This is a genomic window from Streptomyces sp. AC1-42W, assembly GCF_003248355.1.
GTDB lineage: Bacteria > Actinomycetota > Actinomycetes > Streptomycetales > Streptomycetaceae > Streptomyces.
The window spans coordinates 249125-265686 of sequence record NZ_QKWY01000003.1 but is presented as its reverse complement, the minus strand read 5'-3'; the positions used below and the strand labels follow the sequence as shown (position 1 = coordinate 265686).

Annotated in this window: 11 protein-coding genes and 1 pseudogene; 6 read left to right on the top strand and 6 right to left on the bottom strand. The window is 71.1% G+C overall.

The window, feature by feature from the left end:
• The first annotated feature begins 639 nt into the window (after positions 1 to 639).
• From DNK56_RS34095 to DNK56_RS34075, 5 genes are read left to right on the top strand one after another with little or no spacing between them, the layout of a single operon-like run.
• Entirely contained in the window at positions 640 to 1392 is a 753-nt protein-coding gene (locus DNK56_RS34095; RefSeq protein WP_111339917.1) for a DUF2397 family protein, read from the top strand.
• Positions 1389 to 2684, top strand: coding sequence for a DUF2398 family protein (locus DNK56_RS34090; protein WP_111339916.1), 1296 nt, complete (start codon positions 1389 to 1391; stop codon positions 2682 to 2684). The genes DNK56_RS34095 and DNK56_RS34090 overlap by 4 nt, the downstream gene beginning before the upstream one ends.
• A complete protein-coding gene (locus DNK56_RS35150; RefSeq protein WP_111339915.1) occupies positions 2681 to 6595 on the top strand; it encodes a hypothetical protein in 3915 nt (1304 codons plus the stop codon). Before DNK56_RS34090 ends, DNK56_RS35150 begins: the two co-directional genes overlap by 4 nt.
• Positions 6514 to 7695 carry an SbcC/MukB-like Walker B domain-containing protein gene (locus tag DNK56_RS34080; RefSeq protein WP_111339914.1) on the top strand — a complete coding sequence of 394 codons (1182 nt, stop codon included), beginning with the start codon at positions 6514 to 6516 and terminating at the stop codon, positions 7693 to 7695. The genes DNK56_RS35150 and DNK56_RS34080 overlap by 82 nt, the downstream gene beginning before the upstream one ends.
• Complete coding sequence (locus tag DNK56_RS34075) at positions 7695 to 8927, top strand: TIGR02679 domain-containing protein (protein WP_111339913.1); 1233 nt, start codon at positions 7695 to 7697, stop codon at positions 8925 to 8927. The genes DNK56_RS34080 and DNK56_RS34075 overlap by 1 nt, the downstream gene beginning before the upstream one ends.
• A gap of 96 nt (positions 8928 to 9023) precedes the next feature.
• Here the strand turns inward: DNK56_RS34075 and DNK56_RS35645 are convergent.
• The 6 genes and pseudogenes from DNK56_RS35645 to DNK56_RS34055 form a co-directional block, all read right to left on the bottom strand.
• A pseudogene (locus DNK56_RS35645) lies at positions 9024 to 9491 on the bottom strand (transcriptional regulator); the annotation flags it as partial.
• Positions 9464 to 10855, bottom strand: a complete 1392-nt coding sequence (locus DNK56_RS34070; protein ID WP_111339912.1) for a hypothetical protein — start codon at positions 10853 to 10855, stop codon at positions 9464 to 9466. The pseudogene DNK56_RS35645 and the gene DNK56_RS34070, both read right to left, overlap by 28 nt.
• Positions 10852 to 11670, bottom strand: a complete 819-nt coding sequence (locus tag DNK56_RS34065) for an ATP-binding protein (RefSeq protein ID WP_111339911.1) — start codon at positions 11668 to 11670, stop codon at positions 10852 to 10854. Before DNK56_RS34065 ends, DNK56_RS34070 begins: the two co-directional genes overlap by 4 nt.
• Complete coding sequence (locus DNK56_RS36390; RefSeq protein WP_241990230.1) at positions 11664 to 12143, bottom strand: ATP-binding protein; 480 nt, start codon at positions 12141 to 12143, stop codon at positions 11664 to 11666. The genes DNK56_RS34065 and DNK56_RS36390 overlap by 7 nt, the downstream gene beginning before the upstream one ends.
• Positions 12059 to 12490 carry a hypothetical protein gene (locus tag DNK56_RS36385; RefSeq protein WP_241990229.1) on the bottom strand — a complete coding sequence of 144 codons (432 nt, stop codon included), beginning with the start codon at positions 12488 to 12490 and terminating at the stop codon, positions 12059 to 12061. Before DNK56_RS36385 ends, DNK56_RS36390 begins: the two co-directional genes overlap by 85 nt.
• Positions 12487 to 14010 (bottom strand): Mu transposase C-terminal domain-containing protein, encoded by a 1524-nt coding sequence (locus DNK56_RS34055; protein WP_241990228.1) that lies wholly within the window; start codon positions 14008 to 14010, stop codon positions 12487 to 12489. The genes DNK56_RS36385 and DNK56_RS34055 overlap by 4 nt, the downstream gene beginning before the upstream one ends.
• A 705-nt stretch (positions 14011 to 14715) precedes the next feature.
• Between DNK56_RS34055 and DNK56_RS36380 the strand changes: the two genes are divergently transcribed.
• On the top strand, positions 14716 to 16485 hold the full coding sequence (locus DNK56_RS36380) for an eCIS core domain-containing protein (protein ID WP_111339910.1): 1770 nt from the start codon (positions 14716 to 14718) through the stop codon (positions 16483 to 16485).
• Positions 16486 to 16562: the final 77 nt, after the last annotated feature.

Sequence of the window (16562 nt, the reverse complement as noted above, 5' to 3'; positions counted from 1 at the left end):
CTCATGCGCTGACGGGAAAAGCGTTTCGGCATACGCCGGGAGATGCGTGACCTGCTGCGATACGACTGTCGGCACGTACAGATGTGCGCTCGTTCGAGGGAGGCGCGCGACCTGTGTTGTCTTGCGCCCCCGTGCCGGCCACTCCGATCGCGCATCGACGCAGGTCGAGCGCATGACCGGCCCCGCTCGGGTTCGGTGGTAGCGGGCGCGCGAACTGGCATTCGCGCTCGCTCGTTCGAGCGTGTTCGACGCGAATGGCTTTGTTCTCGATCTTCGGCCCGTCAGGGTGTGCGGCATCGCCTGCTCGTTCCGGGGGGGGGGCGAGGCGTTGTTCGTATGCCTGGGATGGGTTCGCCGTGGTGAGTGAAGTGGTGTGGGCACAGGTGCGTTCAAGGACCGGCCGGCTGGTGGAGCGGCCGGTTCGCGAGCTGCGTGGCGAGAGGCTGGAGGAGTACGAGGCGGTGTGGCAGCCTCCGCGATACCAGGGCAGGCGGGCGATCGCGACGTGGTGGCGCCCGGCGAACAGGGCCCGGCACGTGGGGTGTGCCAGTCTCGGGGCGCTCGGTGCGGCGGTGTCGCTGGAGGCTGACCGTGACGTGGTCGCTTTCGCGTCGTGGCCGGTGCGGCTGCACTGGGCCGATGACGCTGGCGGTTATGTGCCGGACTTCTTTGTCCGGCTGGCCGACGGGCGGGCCAGGCTGCTGGTCTGCAGGCCTGCAGGGGGCTCGCCGCAGCGCTGGGAGGCCGCTGCGGAGCTGCTGGAGGCGGGGGGCGGATCTGGGGGCTGACTTCCGCTCTGTGGCGCGTAGCTTGCACCGGCAAGGCGGCGAGGAGCAGGCGCGGTGTGTGTACGGGGCGGCGTTCGGGGACTGGCCGGCGTGGCACGCCCAGGTCGGGCCGGCCGAGGAGGACGTGGCGCACGCGACGGTGGCTGCAGCCGGACTCACGGTGCACCGCATAGAGGTGACGCTGCGTGAGCATGAGCGGGTGGGAAGGCCTGGGGGCAGGCCCCGGAAACTGGCGGACACCACCGTGGACCGGGAGGACGCGCTGGCGCGGGCACGCGAGGAGGCACAGCTGCGCCGCCGGTTTGCGCGGGTGCTGGTGACGCCTGGAGAGGTGGGGCTGGAGCATTTCGCGGGGTTGGCCGCGGATGCTTCGGTGATCTTGCTGCGGGCGGTGGAGGCGGCGCTGCAGGAGTTCGACCCTGTGCTGGGGTTCGGGTCTGCGGTGGCCGAAGGAGCCAACGTCGTGGTGCGGGTACGGCCGGGAGTGGCGGACCGGCAGGTCCGGGTGGAGTTGGCCGAAGGGGTGCTGACCGGCCCGGATCTGCGTATCCGTGTCGATGCGAGCGAGCGGGCCGACGAAGCGGTCGCGCGGGGGGCGGCATGAGCGGCGAGGTGCTGGAGGCCGATCTGCGGGATGCGGCCCGGATGCTGGTGGATCGAGGACGGCTTCGGGCCGAGGCAGAGCCGGAGCTGTACCGGGCGGCTGTGAAGGGGCAGGCCGCGCTGGCGGGACTGTTCCGGTCGGAGCTGGGCTGGACGTTCGAGGTGCTGGAGGTGGCCCAGCTGGTCCGGCTGCACAAGCGGCGTGTGGATGTCCCTGGTAACCGGGGGCCTTCGGTGGCCCGCGGCGGGGGTCGTCCGGTGCTGCTGTCGCAGGAGGCGCTGGTGCTGGTGTGCCTGGTGTGTGAGCAGTTGTGGCGGCGTCCGCGGTTGAGCGTGCGGGAGTTGATGCAGGCGCTCGCGCAGGTGTGCGCGGAGGAGGCCGCCTCGGGTGGGCTGCCGCGGGTGCAGTGGGTGGCCGGGGAGGGGACGTCGAAGCAGGAGGCCCGCCGGCACCGGCAGAATCTGGTGGACGCGTTGCAGGTGCTGGAGGCCGAGGGGTCGGTGGAGGCGGACTCCGACCTGGAGCGGGTCGTGGTGGACGAGGACGCTGACCTTGTGGTGACGGCTTCGAGGGACCGGTTGGCGGCGCGGTTCTCGTCGCTGTCCCCCGCGCTGCTCGGCTTGGACGCGCTACCCCCGCAGGAGCACGCGGCGGCGTTGTCGACCGCTTCGTTGCTCGACCCGGCAGCACCGGAGCCGGACCAGGCGGCGTCGGTGGAGGAACGGCGGCTGCAGGCGCTGCGGCGGCTGGTGGACGACCCGGGTGTGGATCCCTTCGACGAGCAGACACCGGGGACGGCGTATCTGCACACGCTGGCCGGCAGGGAGCGGGGGCTGGCGCTGCTGGCCGGCTTGGGGCTCGGGGTGACAGTGCGCCGGGACTGGTGGGAGGTCACCGATCCCAGTGGGCTCGGAACCGCGATGGATTTCCCCAACGGGCGGCGGATGGAGCGGCAGGCCGCGCTGGCGCTGCTGGCTCATCTGTCCGAGCGGGACCGGGCCGGTTCGGTGGTGCAGGTGGGCGACGTGGTGGGGCTGCTGGAGGAGGTACGGGCGGTGATGCCGAACTGGGCGGCGGGTCACAAGGCGCAGCTTCCCGCGCTGGCGCGGGCGGCGATCGGTGAGCTGGCGGCCGCGCGGCTGCTGGTGCCGGTGGTGGGTGAGACGGAGCAGTGGCAGGCGACGCCGGGAGTGCACCTGTGGCGGGTGCGGGTGGCGCACGCCGCCCGCGGCGCGGCGGGGCCGGAGCCCGGTGGGGCGTTTGGTGCCGAGACGGGTGAGGGGGAGATGTGAGGATCGCCGGAGACGGGCCCGTCGGGGCCGGTGACGTCGGGCTGGGGGTGCCGGTCGCGGAGGGCCGGTGGCAGCCCACGCGGGCCGGGGTGGTGAACTCCTGGGCCTGGGCAGAGGAGGAGCTGCTGTTCGGCAACGGGTGGCTGACACTCGCGGGGCCGAACGGGTCGGGGAAGTCCTTGTCGGCGTCGATGCTGGTCACGGTGCTGCTGGACGCGGATGTGTCGCAGACCGCCTTGTCGGTGTCGGGGAAGGCGGCGGGGACGTTGCTGAGCCGGCACACCGACCGGGACGAGCAGCAGGACCGCACGGGGGTGTGGTGGCTGGAGTACGGTCGGCGCGCCGATGGCGGGGCTGTGGAGTATGTGACGACCGGGTTGTGGCTGAGGGCAGTGGGCAAGGCGGTGCACCGGGTGTTCTTCCTGGCGCGGGGGCGGGTCGGGGAGCAGCTGCGACTGCAGGTGGACCGGGAGCCGGTGCGGATCGGTGATCTTGCAGCGCAGTTGGCTGCCTGTCAGGGGCAGGCCTTCACCTCCGGCGCTTCGTCTGCGGCGTCGAACCGGGCTCGGTTGTCGGAGCATCTGCGGGTGGTCGGGGACGAGCACGACTACCGGCGGGTGGTGCGCGAGGAGTTGTTCGCGCCGCTGGACGAGGTGCAGTTCGACGCGCTGGTGGGGGTGCTGCGCAGCCTGCGCAGTGTGCGGACGGCGGAGGCGATCTCCGCGGCGGAGATGGGCCGGTTGCTGTCCAGCGCGTTGCCTGCGCTGGACGGTGAGCGGCTGACGGTGATCGCTCAGGCGATGGAGCGGATCTCTGAGCTCGAGGACCAGCTGGAGCGTGCCCGGGCGGAAGAGAAGCTGCTGCAGGACGCGGAACGGGCGTATCGCCGGTATGTGGAGGCGGTGGCGGTGGTCGAGGCCGCCTCGCTGATCGCAGCGAACACCGGGTTCGACGCTCAGACCAGGCGGGAGCGCCAGGCGGGTGAGGAGGCGCAGCAGGCCGGGGTGCGGGAAGCCGAGGCCGTGGAGCTGCTGGCCGGGACGCGGGCCGAGATCGGGGAGTTGGAGGGGCGGAAGAACGCGGCGGAGGAGGAGCTGCGCGGGCACGCGGGCGCGGTCCTTCCGCAGCGTGAGCAGCGAGCGGTCGAACTGGCCGTTGCCGCCCGCACGGCGGCCAAACGGTCGGATGAGGTCGGTGGCGAGACTTCCCGGGCTGAGGGCGCCGCCCGGGAGTCGGCGGATGGCGTCCGGTCGGCGCAGGGCGCCGTGTCGGCGGTGTCCGGGCCCTTGCGGGTGGTGGGGGGCCGGCTGGGCGCGGATGCGGCCCTGGAAGGACTGCTCACCCTCGACGAGCGGCTGGTGACGGCCGAGGCCGCGGCAGTGGCCGCAGGCGTGGTCGACGAGGCGTGCGCAGCACCGCTGGCGTGGGTGGACACCCGGATCTCCCAGATGCGGAAGGTAGAAGCCGCGCTCGGAGACCATGCGACGGCGCAGGGAATGGAAGTCGCGGCGGCGGCCGATCTGCGCGAGGCCGAAGCGGTCGAGGAAACGGACCGGGCCACGGCCGACCAGACGAGCAGGACGCGGGCGCGGGCCGAGGACACGCTGCTGGAAGAGATGCGCCAGTGGGCAGACACGGCAGTGGAGTTGCGCGGTCCCGCCCTCGAGCTGCTCGTGCGGGACGGTCGCGGCGACGGGGAGCGGTTGCCCGTCGGGAAGCTGACAGCCGGACTCGCTCAGGTCGCGGGTGAGGCGCGGGCGAGGATCGACGCGGCAGGGCACCACCGGCAGGCAGCCGCGGACCGTGCGGTGGCCGAGCAGGCGGCCGAGGCATGCGAGCAGGCACGCACGCTGTGGGAGCAGGAACGCGGCGCGGCCGAGCACGCCTCGCAGGCGTTGCACGGGGCGCAGGAGGAGGCTCGGGAGCAGGACGCGGCCGGGAAGGAGGCCCGGGAGCAGCACCAGGAGACACACCTGCGGCTGGTCGCGCAGGCGGAGGCCTCCGTCGCGCAGGCTCAGAAGGCAGCGGACGGGGCCGGATCGGCGGCCGTGGCGGCCTGGGAGCAGTGGCAGGGCCTGGTCGGCATGTGGCGGCGTGACGCGGTACTGATCGACGTCGGCATGGTGCCGGAGCCGGCCGGGGACGGGGCCACGAGCGACGCCGCGCAGACAGTCGCGCAGATCCAGGTGTCCCTGGAGCGGGCGCACGCAGCGGCCGCCGGGCGGCTCCAGCGTGTGGTGGACGCCGCCGACCAGGCGGCGGGATTCGCGCAGGAAACGGTCCGTGACCTGGAGCAGCAGCTGGAGCGGGCCCAGCAGGCGGCGCCGGTGCCACCCGCACCGCTGTGGCGCAGCCAGAAGGTCAGGGACGGCACCCCGTTGTGGGCGCTGGTGGACTTCGCCGGACACCTGACAGACGAGGCCAGAGATCGCCTCGAGGGTGCTCTGCTGGTCAGTGGACTGCTGGACGCGCTGGTGCGTGCCGACGGGCAGGCAGTGGCAGGGGATGTGACCCTGCGACCTGGAGCTGCGGCGGCGTCGGGGGCGAGTCTGGCGGACGTGCTTCGGCCCGACGCGCAGGGCTGGATCGCCCCCGAGCGGGTCCACCAGCTGCTGCGGTCGATTCCCCTGGACCCGTCGGCGGGCGATCAGGTCACGATCGCGGTGGCGACCGCGGTCGCACCGGCCGGCTACCAGGCGCGGTTCATCGGGCGAAGTGCCCGCGAACGCGCCCGGCTCCGGCACGTGGCCGACCTGGAGCAGCAACTCGACCAGGCACAGGGGGCATTGCACCGGGCACGTGAGGAAGCCGCGCGCGCTCGCGCCCGGGTGAACGCTGCCGCGATGGAGCGGGACCAGTTCCCCTCCCCCGCCGGGTGGGAGCAGGTCCGCGAGAGGTGGCAGGGCCTTCTCCGGGCGCTGCAGGAGACCCGCAACCGGTCCGCTCAAGACATCCACTTGGCCGAACGCGGGCTGGCGCAGGCACTGCACGCCCTGGAGGCGGCTGCCGCGCGGCGCCGCAGCGCGCTGGAGATGCTGGCCCAGGAGGCACGGCACACCGAACAGGTGGCGGCCGCGGCACTGGCCGCAGCCCGGACGGCTGAAGGTGTTGCACGGGAGACGGCCGGGACCGCAGCCGCCAGTCACGCCGGGTGGGAGCAGGCGAAGGAGGCCCAGGCCCACGCCGATGCCGAGCAGGCCGGTTTCCCGTCGCTGGATCAGGTCCTCTCGGCCCAGCAGCAGGAGGACGACGCGACCGAGCAGCTGCAGCACTCCATCAGGCGCACCACCGACGCACGCGAGCGGCACCGCCGGGCCGGCGAGGCCGTGCGTCAGGCGCTGCGGGCGCTGAACCGGGCAGCCGACGCGGGCGGCGGCACCGTGCTGCCCACGGATCCGAAGGCGGCCGGCGCCCACCGCGAGGACACCACCTTGATGTTCCGGCAGGTCGAGGCCTGGCGGGGCGCCGCAGCGCGGGTAATCGACCTCGCGGGACGGGCACGCCAGGACGCGGCAACCGCCGAACGCTGGCGGACCCTGGCGGACGACGCCGCCCGGGAAGCAGAGCAAACCGCCGTGGACGCGGGGCGCGAGAAGGCGGCTGTCGAGGAGATGCGGCGCGGCGCCTGCACGGCGCCGAGTACGAGGAGTTGCGCGCCTCGCTGCAGGAGGTCACCGGTGCGCTCGACCGCGTCCGGGCACGGGTGGAGGAGCTGCAGCGCGCCAAGGAAGAGGCTGCTGCTGACGCGGCGTCGGCCCGGGCTCGGCTGGATGAGGTCGCACCGCTGCGCCAGGCGGCCGAGGAGCACCGCGATACCTGCCTCACCCGGTTGGGCCGGCTCGTCGACGAGGGCCTGGCCCTGGTCGGCGAGGACATCACCACCGGGCCGGAGGGCCGGCCCGCGAACCTGACCGCGGGACTGGCCTGGGCCAGGAACCTGCTGGCCGACCGCCCCACCGGGCCAGGCGCGGGAGTGGGGGCGGACCGGCTCGCCGCAGCGTCCCGGGCCCGGGACGCTGCGCTGAAGGCCCTCGAGGGCGCCGCCCGCACCGCCAACAGCGCACTGGCCCGGTTCAACCGCCCGGTCATCCTCACCAACGTATCGGGCACCGGTTGGCAGCGTGCCGAGGTCGCCGACCCGGCCGCGGCCCGCGGCCAGGACCTGCGCGCAGCGGTGGAGGCACTGCGCGCGGCAGTCGCCCAGTTGGAGCAAGACCTGCGCGCCGACATCAAAAAGGCCATCAAGACCAGCATGTTCGCTCAGCTGCAGCGCGACGTTCAGGTCCGCCAGGATCTCGCGCAGCAACTGGTGCGGCAGATCGGCCAGACCCTGGCGGACGTGCGTACCGGGGTGGCCCGGGTGGGCGTGAAGGTCGAGTGGTCGGTACGCAAGGACGCGGATGCGAAGGCCATGGTGGAGCTGGTGAACAGTCCCCCCTCGGACGAGATGTTCGAGCGGATGTATGACGTGCTGCGGCAGCGGATGGACGAGTCCGTCGGGGACACGTGGGCGGACCGGGTCGCGCACACCTTCGACTACCGGGCCTGGCACGAGTGGACGATCTCGGTGACACACTCCTCGTTCAGCGACGGGGATGGTGACCGCTTCAAGGAGGTCAAGCCGCGCGGCATGAACCCGCTGGAGACGCTGTCGACCGGGGAACGGCGCCTGGCCACGATGCTGCCCCTGCTGGCGGCCGCGTGGTCGATGTACAGCGGGGAGTACCGCGGGCCGCGGCTGCTGTCGATCGACGAACTGGACGCGGCGTTCGACGACGTGAACCTTCGGCAGATGCTGGGACTGCTGCGCCGGTGGGAGTTCGACGTGCTGGCGACCGCGCCCTCGATGACCCCGGTGATCAAGAAAGAGGCCGGGCAGGTCGTCATCCACCAGGTCATCACCAGCGGGAAGCATCGTGTGACGGTGCCGTGGCTGTGGCAGGGCCACGGGGAGGCGCAGCCGCTGACGCTGGACCTCGGCCTGGGCTTCGACGGCGGGATGGCCGGCTGATGGGCGCGGCATGGAAATGGGTCGCGGGCGATGAGGCGCTGGCCCCGCTGTGGGCCGCCGTACACGACCGGCTGTGTGCCGGGACGGATCCGGCGGCCGTGGCGAGTGTGCGGGTTACCGGGCTGCCACCGGCGGGGGTAGCGGCGTTGCGGGCGTGGCTGGACGACGCGGGCCGACTGCGGCGTGGCACGTCCGCGGTGGTGGTGGACGCCCGCGGGGCGCGAGTGCCGGTGCGAGCACTGTGCCAAGTGCTGCGGCTGGAACCTCAGGACTTGGTGACTGTGGTGGAGCAGGCTGTGGGACGGCCGGTGGTCAACCGTGCGCGGAAGCGCGTGAGCGAGGCGGCGCTGCGCCAGGATGTGTGGCAGTACGCGGCCGCACAGCTGCCGGCGTGTCCGGGACTGGTCGCACGGATGCGCGCCACCGGGATCGGCGTCGACAAAGGCACAGGGGTACGCAAGCTGGTCGATGCCCTCGCCGCCGTGGCGACACGGCTGCCGATCGACCCGCCGGTCTCACTGTCCAAGCTCGCCCACGACACTGCTGGCGACCCCCACTTCTTCGACCTCGACACCCTCGCCGGCAGCCGACTCGTCACACTGGTCGCCGAACTGACGGGCCAGGTGGAGCCAACACGGCCGGACCGGATCCGAGCCCTGCTCGAACAGAGCGGAGTCGTCCCTGACCGGCTCACCGCCACCGTGCTGCTCCACCACGTCCAAGCCATCGGCGACGGACCGGTCGACCGGCGCCTGTGCGACGCCGTCGCCCCGGTCGCGCTGCACCTGTTCGACCTGACCCGCACTCCCCCGCGTCTGGACCCGACGCAGGTGCTCACCGTGGTGGAGAACCCCTCCGTCCTCGAATCCGCTCTCGCCCGCGGCCACACCACGCCGCTGGCGTGCACCAGCGGACAGTTGCGTGCCGTCGACCACGCCCTGCTGCAGCTCGCTGTCGACCAGGGCGTAGCACTGCAGTACGCGGGCGACATGGACGGGCCAGGCCTCGGTATCGCGCACACCGTCACCCGTCTGTACGGCGCCAGGCTCGTCGCCATGGACCTGGCCACACTCCACGACGCGGGAGCCCACCCGTCCGCAGTGCTGCTGGGCCCGCTCACCAACGAAGACATCGACCTGCAGCTCGCCCGTGCACTGCGTGATATGGGACGGGTAGTGTTCCAAGAACATGACGCCGTTCTGGACCGTCTCCTCCCGCCCTCCTCCATCTAGGTGGCCAGTCCCCGGATCGGGATCGTTGTCCGGCGCACGGGTGTGCACGTGCTTCGGCATATGAGACCGTGCAGCGAATCTAGCCTCTACAGCGGTTCAGGCGGCGAAGCCGATGTTGGTGACGTACTCGTACTGGTCCCGCTGCGAGCCGAGGTCGATGATCTGCTCGATCCAGGCGTCGCCCAGGGCCCGGTCGTCGCCGGTGGATCAGGCGTCGATGATGGTCTCCCACATGGCGGATGTTGAGGGTGCGGAATTCCACGACCCGCTGGTAGGCGGTACGCACGCCGGACTGGTTGAGCGGATGGATCTCGACGCGGCGCCCCGGCCAGCGCGGTTGAGGCGCGCCAGGAGGTAGCGGGCGACGTTGTGGCGGCGGACCGTGCGGTAGGCGGCTTCGACCCGGGCGAGGTTCTGCCTGGTGGGATTGCGGATGCCGGCCAGCCATGTCTTCAGGGTGCGATCGGTGACGGTCAGGCCCGCGTCGTAGGCGGCGGCGCGGACGTGAGGGGTGCGGGTGAGGTAGTGCAGATGGGTCATAAAACCGGGGCGGCCGGGACAGGGACGTTCACGTGCCGGCAGCGGGCGGCGGTGTGCCAGTCCTCGGCTGGGTGCGGGTGTGTGACGGCCGGGATGTCGAGGCCGGCATCGCGGATGAGATGGCCGAAGCGGACGGAAGTGCCGAAGCAGCCGGCGAACAGCCCGAAATGGCCGGCGGTGCGCGGGGTACGGCGGCGGAAGGCGAGGGCGGCGGCGAGCAGGGGGCGGGCGCGGTGCGGGATGGCGTACATGTGCTGCGGGCCGGGCGGCATGCCGATGTAGATCCGCGAGTCGCGGTCGATGGCCAGGCGGGTGGCGTGCTCGTCGACACTGGTGATCTGGGTTATGGACAGCAGTGAATGGGCGGTGCCCGTGAACAGCAGGGCGGCCGCCGCAGCGGCACGCAGCGGATTGGGCAGGTTAGTGATGAGGGTGTGAGCCACGCGTGGGGTAATCGGCACGGTGGTGATGCCAGGGCCGGCCCGCTCGGCAAGGTCATCAGGGACGTCGAGTTGGAGTTGCCGACTGAGGAAGCCGGCCTGGGCTCCGCGTACACGGGCGAGCGTGTGCTGGGTGCTGGGGCTCGAGACGGTGAGGCGCGCCAGGAACAGGCACAGCCCCTCCATGTCCTGCCAGTCACCGGGCTCTTCGGGTCCGGTGTCCCTGGCAGGAGGCTTGGCAGCTGACGCGGGGTGGCGTGCGAGCCAGATGCGGGCGGCGGCGAAGCCCGCCCGGTACTGGCCGTCGGTGCGGGCGAAGTCGGCCTCGTTCAAGCGGCGTCTGCACGCGTCGCGGAAGGCGGCGCCATCGCCGCGGGGCAGGCCGGGCAGCGGGTGAACGTGGGCGGGCGGAGGCGGGCCCGGGCGTCGGCCCAGGGCGGGCGGGCCGATGGCGTCCAGGATGGCGGAGGTGCCGGACACGGTCCGCAGATCCGTGAGTCCGGTGGCAGCCAGCCGCGTATGCAGGCGGTGTTCGGCGGGCCCAGTGGGAGTGTGGGCGATGAGGATGAGGCGGATACCGGTATCGGCGCGCCATGCTGCCAGACGGCCCAGGCGTTCGGGGGTGAGGCGGTGGGCGCGCAGCACGATGGCTTCTTCGAGGCCTGTGGTCAGGGTCCAGCAGATCACCGCGCGCCAGGCCGCGTCGGTGGACATCCGCTCGGCGTCGGGCCGGGCGAAGCTGTCGCGGCCCATGGCGCGCAGCAGGTCCAGGGCGAGGTAGGCGAGGCTGTTGGTGTGCGGGGTGGGATCAGCGGTGATGCGGCCGTTGCTGGGTTCGGCGCGCTGGTGGGCGGCGTGGTGGACGGCATGGTCGTCGCTTACGTCCAGCAGCAGGAGGACGGGCGGCAAGGTGGCCGGTGTGACGAGGGCAGGGGCAAGTTGAGTCATGGGCGGTGTGAGGTGTCGATGCGGCGGGTGATCTGCCGCAGCAGGCCGGGGCCGGGGTGTGCGGCGCCGGTGCTGACCAGGGCGCGCTGGACGTGGTGGGTGAGCAGGGCCCAGCGGCGCAGCCGACCGTGAGCGAAGTGACCGTCCAGGAAGCAGAGCTGGTCGGGTGCAGCGGCCTGCCACAGCGGGTGCAGGGCGGGGATGGCACGAGGGATCTGGTCGTGGGTGAGCGGTTGGAGGGTCAGCCACTCTGCGGTGCGGGTGTGGAGCATCTGCTGGGCGCGCAGGGCTTTCTCGCCGTGCTGGCCGGCGATCAGGACCGTGCAGAGTCCGCCGGGGATGTCGTCGTGCAGGAACCTCAGGTACTCGAAGCAGGCCTCGGACATCCGGTCGGCTTCGTCGACGACCACGATGCGGGGTGTGGCGGCAAGCGCGCGGCGGATGAGAGTGTCGGCAACCGCGGGTGCGGCAGGTGCAGCGCCCGGCAGGCCGAGAGCGTGGTGCAGGTGGGCGCGCAGATCGGCCGGGGTGGGTCTGGCCCCCAGGTGCAGCGGGAGGTGAGCCTGGGGAAAGCGGGTGTGGGCGGCGTGGTGGACGACGAAGGTCTTGCCGACTCCGGCATCGCCCAGCACGCACAAAAAGCGCCGCTGCCGGTAGGCGCCGTCGAGGGCGTTCTCAGCTGCCGCGAGGCCGGGAGTGAGGACGGTACGTGCCCCGGCCAGGTTGAGGAAGTGCAAGTACTGGGGCGCGGCCGTGGCGGCAAGGGGCGCCCCTTGCGCGGCTGCGCTTGTCTGCGCGGTCTGATCGGTCAGCATCGGGCCAGGGCCCAGTCGACGATGGCGTCGTCGACCCGCTCGGTGCCGAAGTACTCCATGCCCTTGAGGACGTGCTTGGTCACCTTGACCCACTCGCGGAAGGAGCCGAGCGCATACTGGGTATCGATCCGCTTGAGCAGCGCCTCGTCCACGCCGCGCCAGACGGGATGGGAGCCGGGAACCGTTTTGAGGATCTCGTCCTCGGTCATCGCGAGGATTTCCAGGCGGATGTAGATCCTGGAGGCGAGCGCCGGGTCACTCTGCAAGGTCTCATATGCCTCGCGGCCGCCGACAAACACGATGGCGGGCTTGGGGTCGCAGTTGTCCCACAGCTTACGCAGGAACTCGAAGTTCTCCCGCCGGTACTGCTGTGCCTCGTCACACACGATCACATACGGGCGCCGCGGCAGGGCTTCGCGCAGCAGCTTGTCGAACGCGGTCGGCGTGCCGGGCATCTTGCAGTTGAGCCGCATCTGGTGGACAGCTCCTCGCGCAGGTCCTTCGGCCCGGGGCGGGAGCGGGCGAAGCCCAGGGGCAGGATCAGGTCCGGATTCATCTCCTGGATCGTGGCCCGGGTGCTGAAGCTCTTGCCAAGCCCCGGATCGCCGTAGATGACGGACATGGCCCGCGACTCGACGGTGTCGATGACGGTGTCCTTGATCTGCAGCAAGGTGTCCGTGGCGACCAGCGTGGAGTCCTTCAGGCCAAGGAAATGCTGCGGGCGTAAGTCGGGCCGGCGCCCTGGTGCCGGGGCGCTCTGGGCCGCGGCCGGTGTGGTGCGGCGTGGGGGTATGTGCTTGCGCTTGGGGGCAGTTGTCACGAGGCGTCCTCTTCGGATGCAGTGTCGGTGGATGTGGTCTCGGTGAGATCTTGACCGGGGCGTTTCCATCCGGCCGGGACGGGGGTCAGGGGCCGGTACGGCTGGGAGCGGCGGCGGGGCGCTGCGGGTGCCTTCGTGCCGTCGAGTTCGGCGCGGGCCTCGGCCTCGGTCATGCGCAGAGCGCGGACGGGCAGTTCTGGCCGGGTGGACGGCAGGTGGCGTTCCTGCTTGCGCTCCGCGGAGCGTTTCAAGGCTTGCCGCAGCTCTCTGCTGTGCTCGTCGCGTTCGAGGAGCACCTTGGCTCGCAGGTCCTCACTGGCCTCGTTGCTGAGGAAAGCCCTGCCGAGGTAGCGGTTGCCGCGGAAGGTGTACAGGTCGATCTCGTGGGTGTGGTGCGGCATCCACCGCACCCGTACTTCCAGCCCGATCCGGCCCACCCCGTTCTCGGGCATATAGGCGCGGCCCGCGAACTCGACCCCGTGACTGGTGATCTTGTGGACCTTGTTGTCACTCTCCAGCATCAGGGCGCGTAGCTCGGACGCACTCGGCTCGGACCGGATCTCGGCGGGGTCAGCCTGCCAGGCGTCAAGCGGCGTCATACCGGTGCGCTGGATGACGTGCTCGGTGTTGTGCTTGTGGACCCACTCGCCCAGCAGGCCGACGAACGCCTCGAAGGTCAGCGGCGGGTCCGTCTCGCCGAGGCGGTGACGGTGATCGAGCCGGGGTGCTTTCGTGCAGCGGGGCAGGTCGGCGAAGAAACGCGTCATGCTCGTCAGGTTCAGGCGTTCCACGCCGCCCTTGTGACGGGCACTGCGCACGCGGTGCACGGGCACACCAAGGAGCCCGAAGGCGCGCAGCACTGTCTTGGACAGAAAATCCGCGCCGCCGTCGACCCGCACCAGGCGCGGCAGCCCGCCCGGCGGACCGTACGGAGCCTCGCGCAGCACGGAGGCGCGTACGGCCGCCAGGACCGAACCCCGGTGCGCGGAGCCAGCGGTGACCGCCCAGCCCATCACATAGCCGGTGCTGCGGTCCTCGAACCACGTCACCCACACCCTCGACGGCTTCTTGTCCGGCATCATCACCACGGTCTCGGCCTGCTTGTGGTCGCCCTCCCACACCTCGTTCCGGGCCACCGCCGGCCGCTGAAAACACGGGTCGAACCCCCGGGCCGCCGGGATCCCCTCCCGTAGGCTCGCCAAGAAACCCGGATCGAGATCCCGGGCGATCGCATCGTGCAGCGTCGTCAGCCCCGGCGGCTTGCGCCCCGCCGCCACCGCCACCTCGACCAGGCGCTCGTGAGCACGCTTCACGTTGCCCTGATAGTCAGCGAGGACCTCGATGACCTCCTCGGTGATCCGAAACCGTGTGCGTTCCGGCTTCTCCGCACTGCCGGTCTCCTCGGCGCGGGCCAGCCAGGTCCACACCGTCCTCTTGTGCACACCCACCGCGTCAGCGACCAGCCGTACATGCGCCGTCGTCAGCTCCCCCGCGGCCCGCAGCCGCAACAGCTGAGCCACCGCCGCAGGCCGCAACTCATCCCGATGCCGCCCCAGGCCGTCATCCACGGCCCCAGGGGCGTCGCCGTCCGCCGTCACCGGAGCTGGCATGCACACACAGAGCGAACAGGTAACCAAGCAGTGACCACAGCGCCAGCCTCCGGAACATCAACTACCGCTTCACACAGAACAGTTCATGATTCCGCCCGCGACAGGCGCAACGGATGAGACGCTAAACCCGACACCCCGACGAGAACCCCGTCGACCACTTGGACGAGTGACAGCAACCCTGTTCCACCTCCACCCCGCACCTCCATGCGCTATAGAGCACGCCACGAAGGAGGTTCGACGAACACAGCACCAAGCGATCCGGGATCACACCACCGTGAATCCGGAACACCACCACCAAGATCAACTGCCTGAGGAACCCACCGACCAGCACAAAAGCAACCTCGCATCAATGACGAGGAAACCCGAACACCCCAGGCTCCCTTCCCCGAACCTCACACTGCCCCCGCAGGGCCTGGTGATCGGCCCGGTCCTGCGTGTATCCAGGGAAGGTGTCCCGCCCATACCCGGAAGGGGTCCCGTCTCTTGCGCGCATCCGACCGCCGTGAAGGTTCCCGCCCCAGCGCGCACCTGGCCGTGGCCGCGTCACGGTCCGCCACGCGGCCTTTCGATCTGCTCGCGGTCCAGCGGGAGGCCGGCAACGCTGCTGTAGTCAGAATGCTGCAACGGGTCGGCCACCTCGACGAGAAGCAGCGGTGGCAAGGCCCGTCCCCGGGGCCGGCCGGCCCCGTCGTCCAGCGGTCGAGTGTGAAGGGTGTGCTGCGCGGCTCCGGTGAGGCGCTGGACGGCGCGCTGCGCGCAGAGATGGAGGAACGGCTCGGCGCCGACTTCTCCGACGTACAGCTGCACACCGGGCACGCGGCCCAGCGCTCGGCCGCAGAGATCGGGGCGCGCGCCTACACCTCCGGCAGCCATGTCGTCATCGGTGCGGGCGGCGTCGACAAGCACACCCTGGCCCATGAGCTGACCCACGTCATCCAGCAGCGGCAGGGACCGGTGGCGGGCAGGCCCACGGAGGACGGCCTGTCGGTCAGCGACCCCGGGGACCGCTTCGAACGGGAGGCCGAGGCCAACGCCACCCGCGTCATGCGCGCACCGGCCGCCGTGGCCGAGCCCCACGCCGACGCACCCAGGCCGTCCCCGTGCACCGGTTCCCCGGCCGTGCAGCGGTCGATGTATCTGGCCAACTACGATGACCGCATCTACGCGGACAGCAACCAGCCCGGCAGCGAGTTCGCCTTCGTCAGGAAGGACGCATTCGACCGGCTGCTCTTCGTCCCCTACTCGGGCGTCGACCGTATCCGTGACGTCGTACGCAACACCGGCCTTTCCGACTTCTCCGATTCCCAGCTCGACGACCTCATCCGCCTCGATCCAGCGTTCCAGGTCGAGCTGCTCAAGGAACTGGGCGGCTTCCACCACTACGTGAGCACCGCCGGAACCCTTGACCCGCTGGACGGCAACGCACTCGGCCGGGGGCTGCCCGGGCTGCTCGCCATGGTCGTCCGGTCCGGTCCGCGGCTGTGGCAGAACTCCGGCGGCTCCCGCGTGCCCCGGGCCGAGGGTCACCTGCTCATACGGGCGGGGACCTCCCGCGAGCAGGTGGAGCAGCGGCTCGGCGTCGATCTCGATGCAGATTACGCCGACGTGCAAGTGCATCAGGTGCCGGACACCATATACGAGGCGGCCCGCCGGGACAGCGACGGCCTCTTCGAGTACGCGGGGCTCGGCCCGGACGACCCGCACAGGATGCTGTACTTTTCGACCGCGACCACCCGGCGGTCCGCGTCGCACCGCATCCGCATCGCCAATCAGCGCTACAGCGATGGCGAGTTCTTCGACCCGAGCCTGAGCGCTACCACCCGTGCGACGCTCGACGCGGCCTACCAGGAGCTTATGCACGCTCCACCGCGGCAGAGCACCGGTTGGATCCCCGGCACCAGGCTGACGCCCGTGGACCGGGGCCCGGGACAGGACGCCGCGATGAAGAACTGGAACGCGCTCGGCCTGGCCGCCTACGCCAACCTGGCCCTGGGCTGCACCTACGACCTGAATCAGAACTGGGAGTGGTTGCACATCCAGGGTGCGCAGATCGGCGGCGCGACCGACGAGCACAACCTCGTCGCCGGCACCTACGTCACCAACTCGGCAATGATGCCCTTCGAGAGCCTGATCGCGGAGTGGGCGAAGGCAGACGCGCACAACTTCCAGGCCCAGTTCCTGATCACCCCCGGCAACACTTTGTTCCCCCAGTACATCGAGCTGTGGGTGCAGGCCCGAAAGCATCAGCATCTCGGCGATCTACCGCCGACGTTGCTCGCCCGGTTCGAACCGCTGTCCGGACGGATCGTCGACCGGATGGCCGGCGAGATCACCAAGCGCAACGTCGACACCCGTCCGCACCTGCCCTCCCCCTTGCCGCTGTGACCGGGGCACCCCTGCGGGGCTGACCGGTGTCACCTCCCGAGGCACCGTCGCCCCCAGCTCCTCACGCCTCTCGGCCG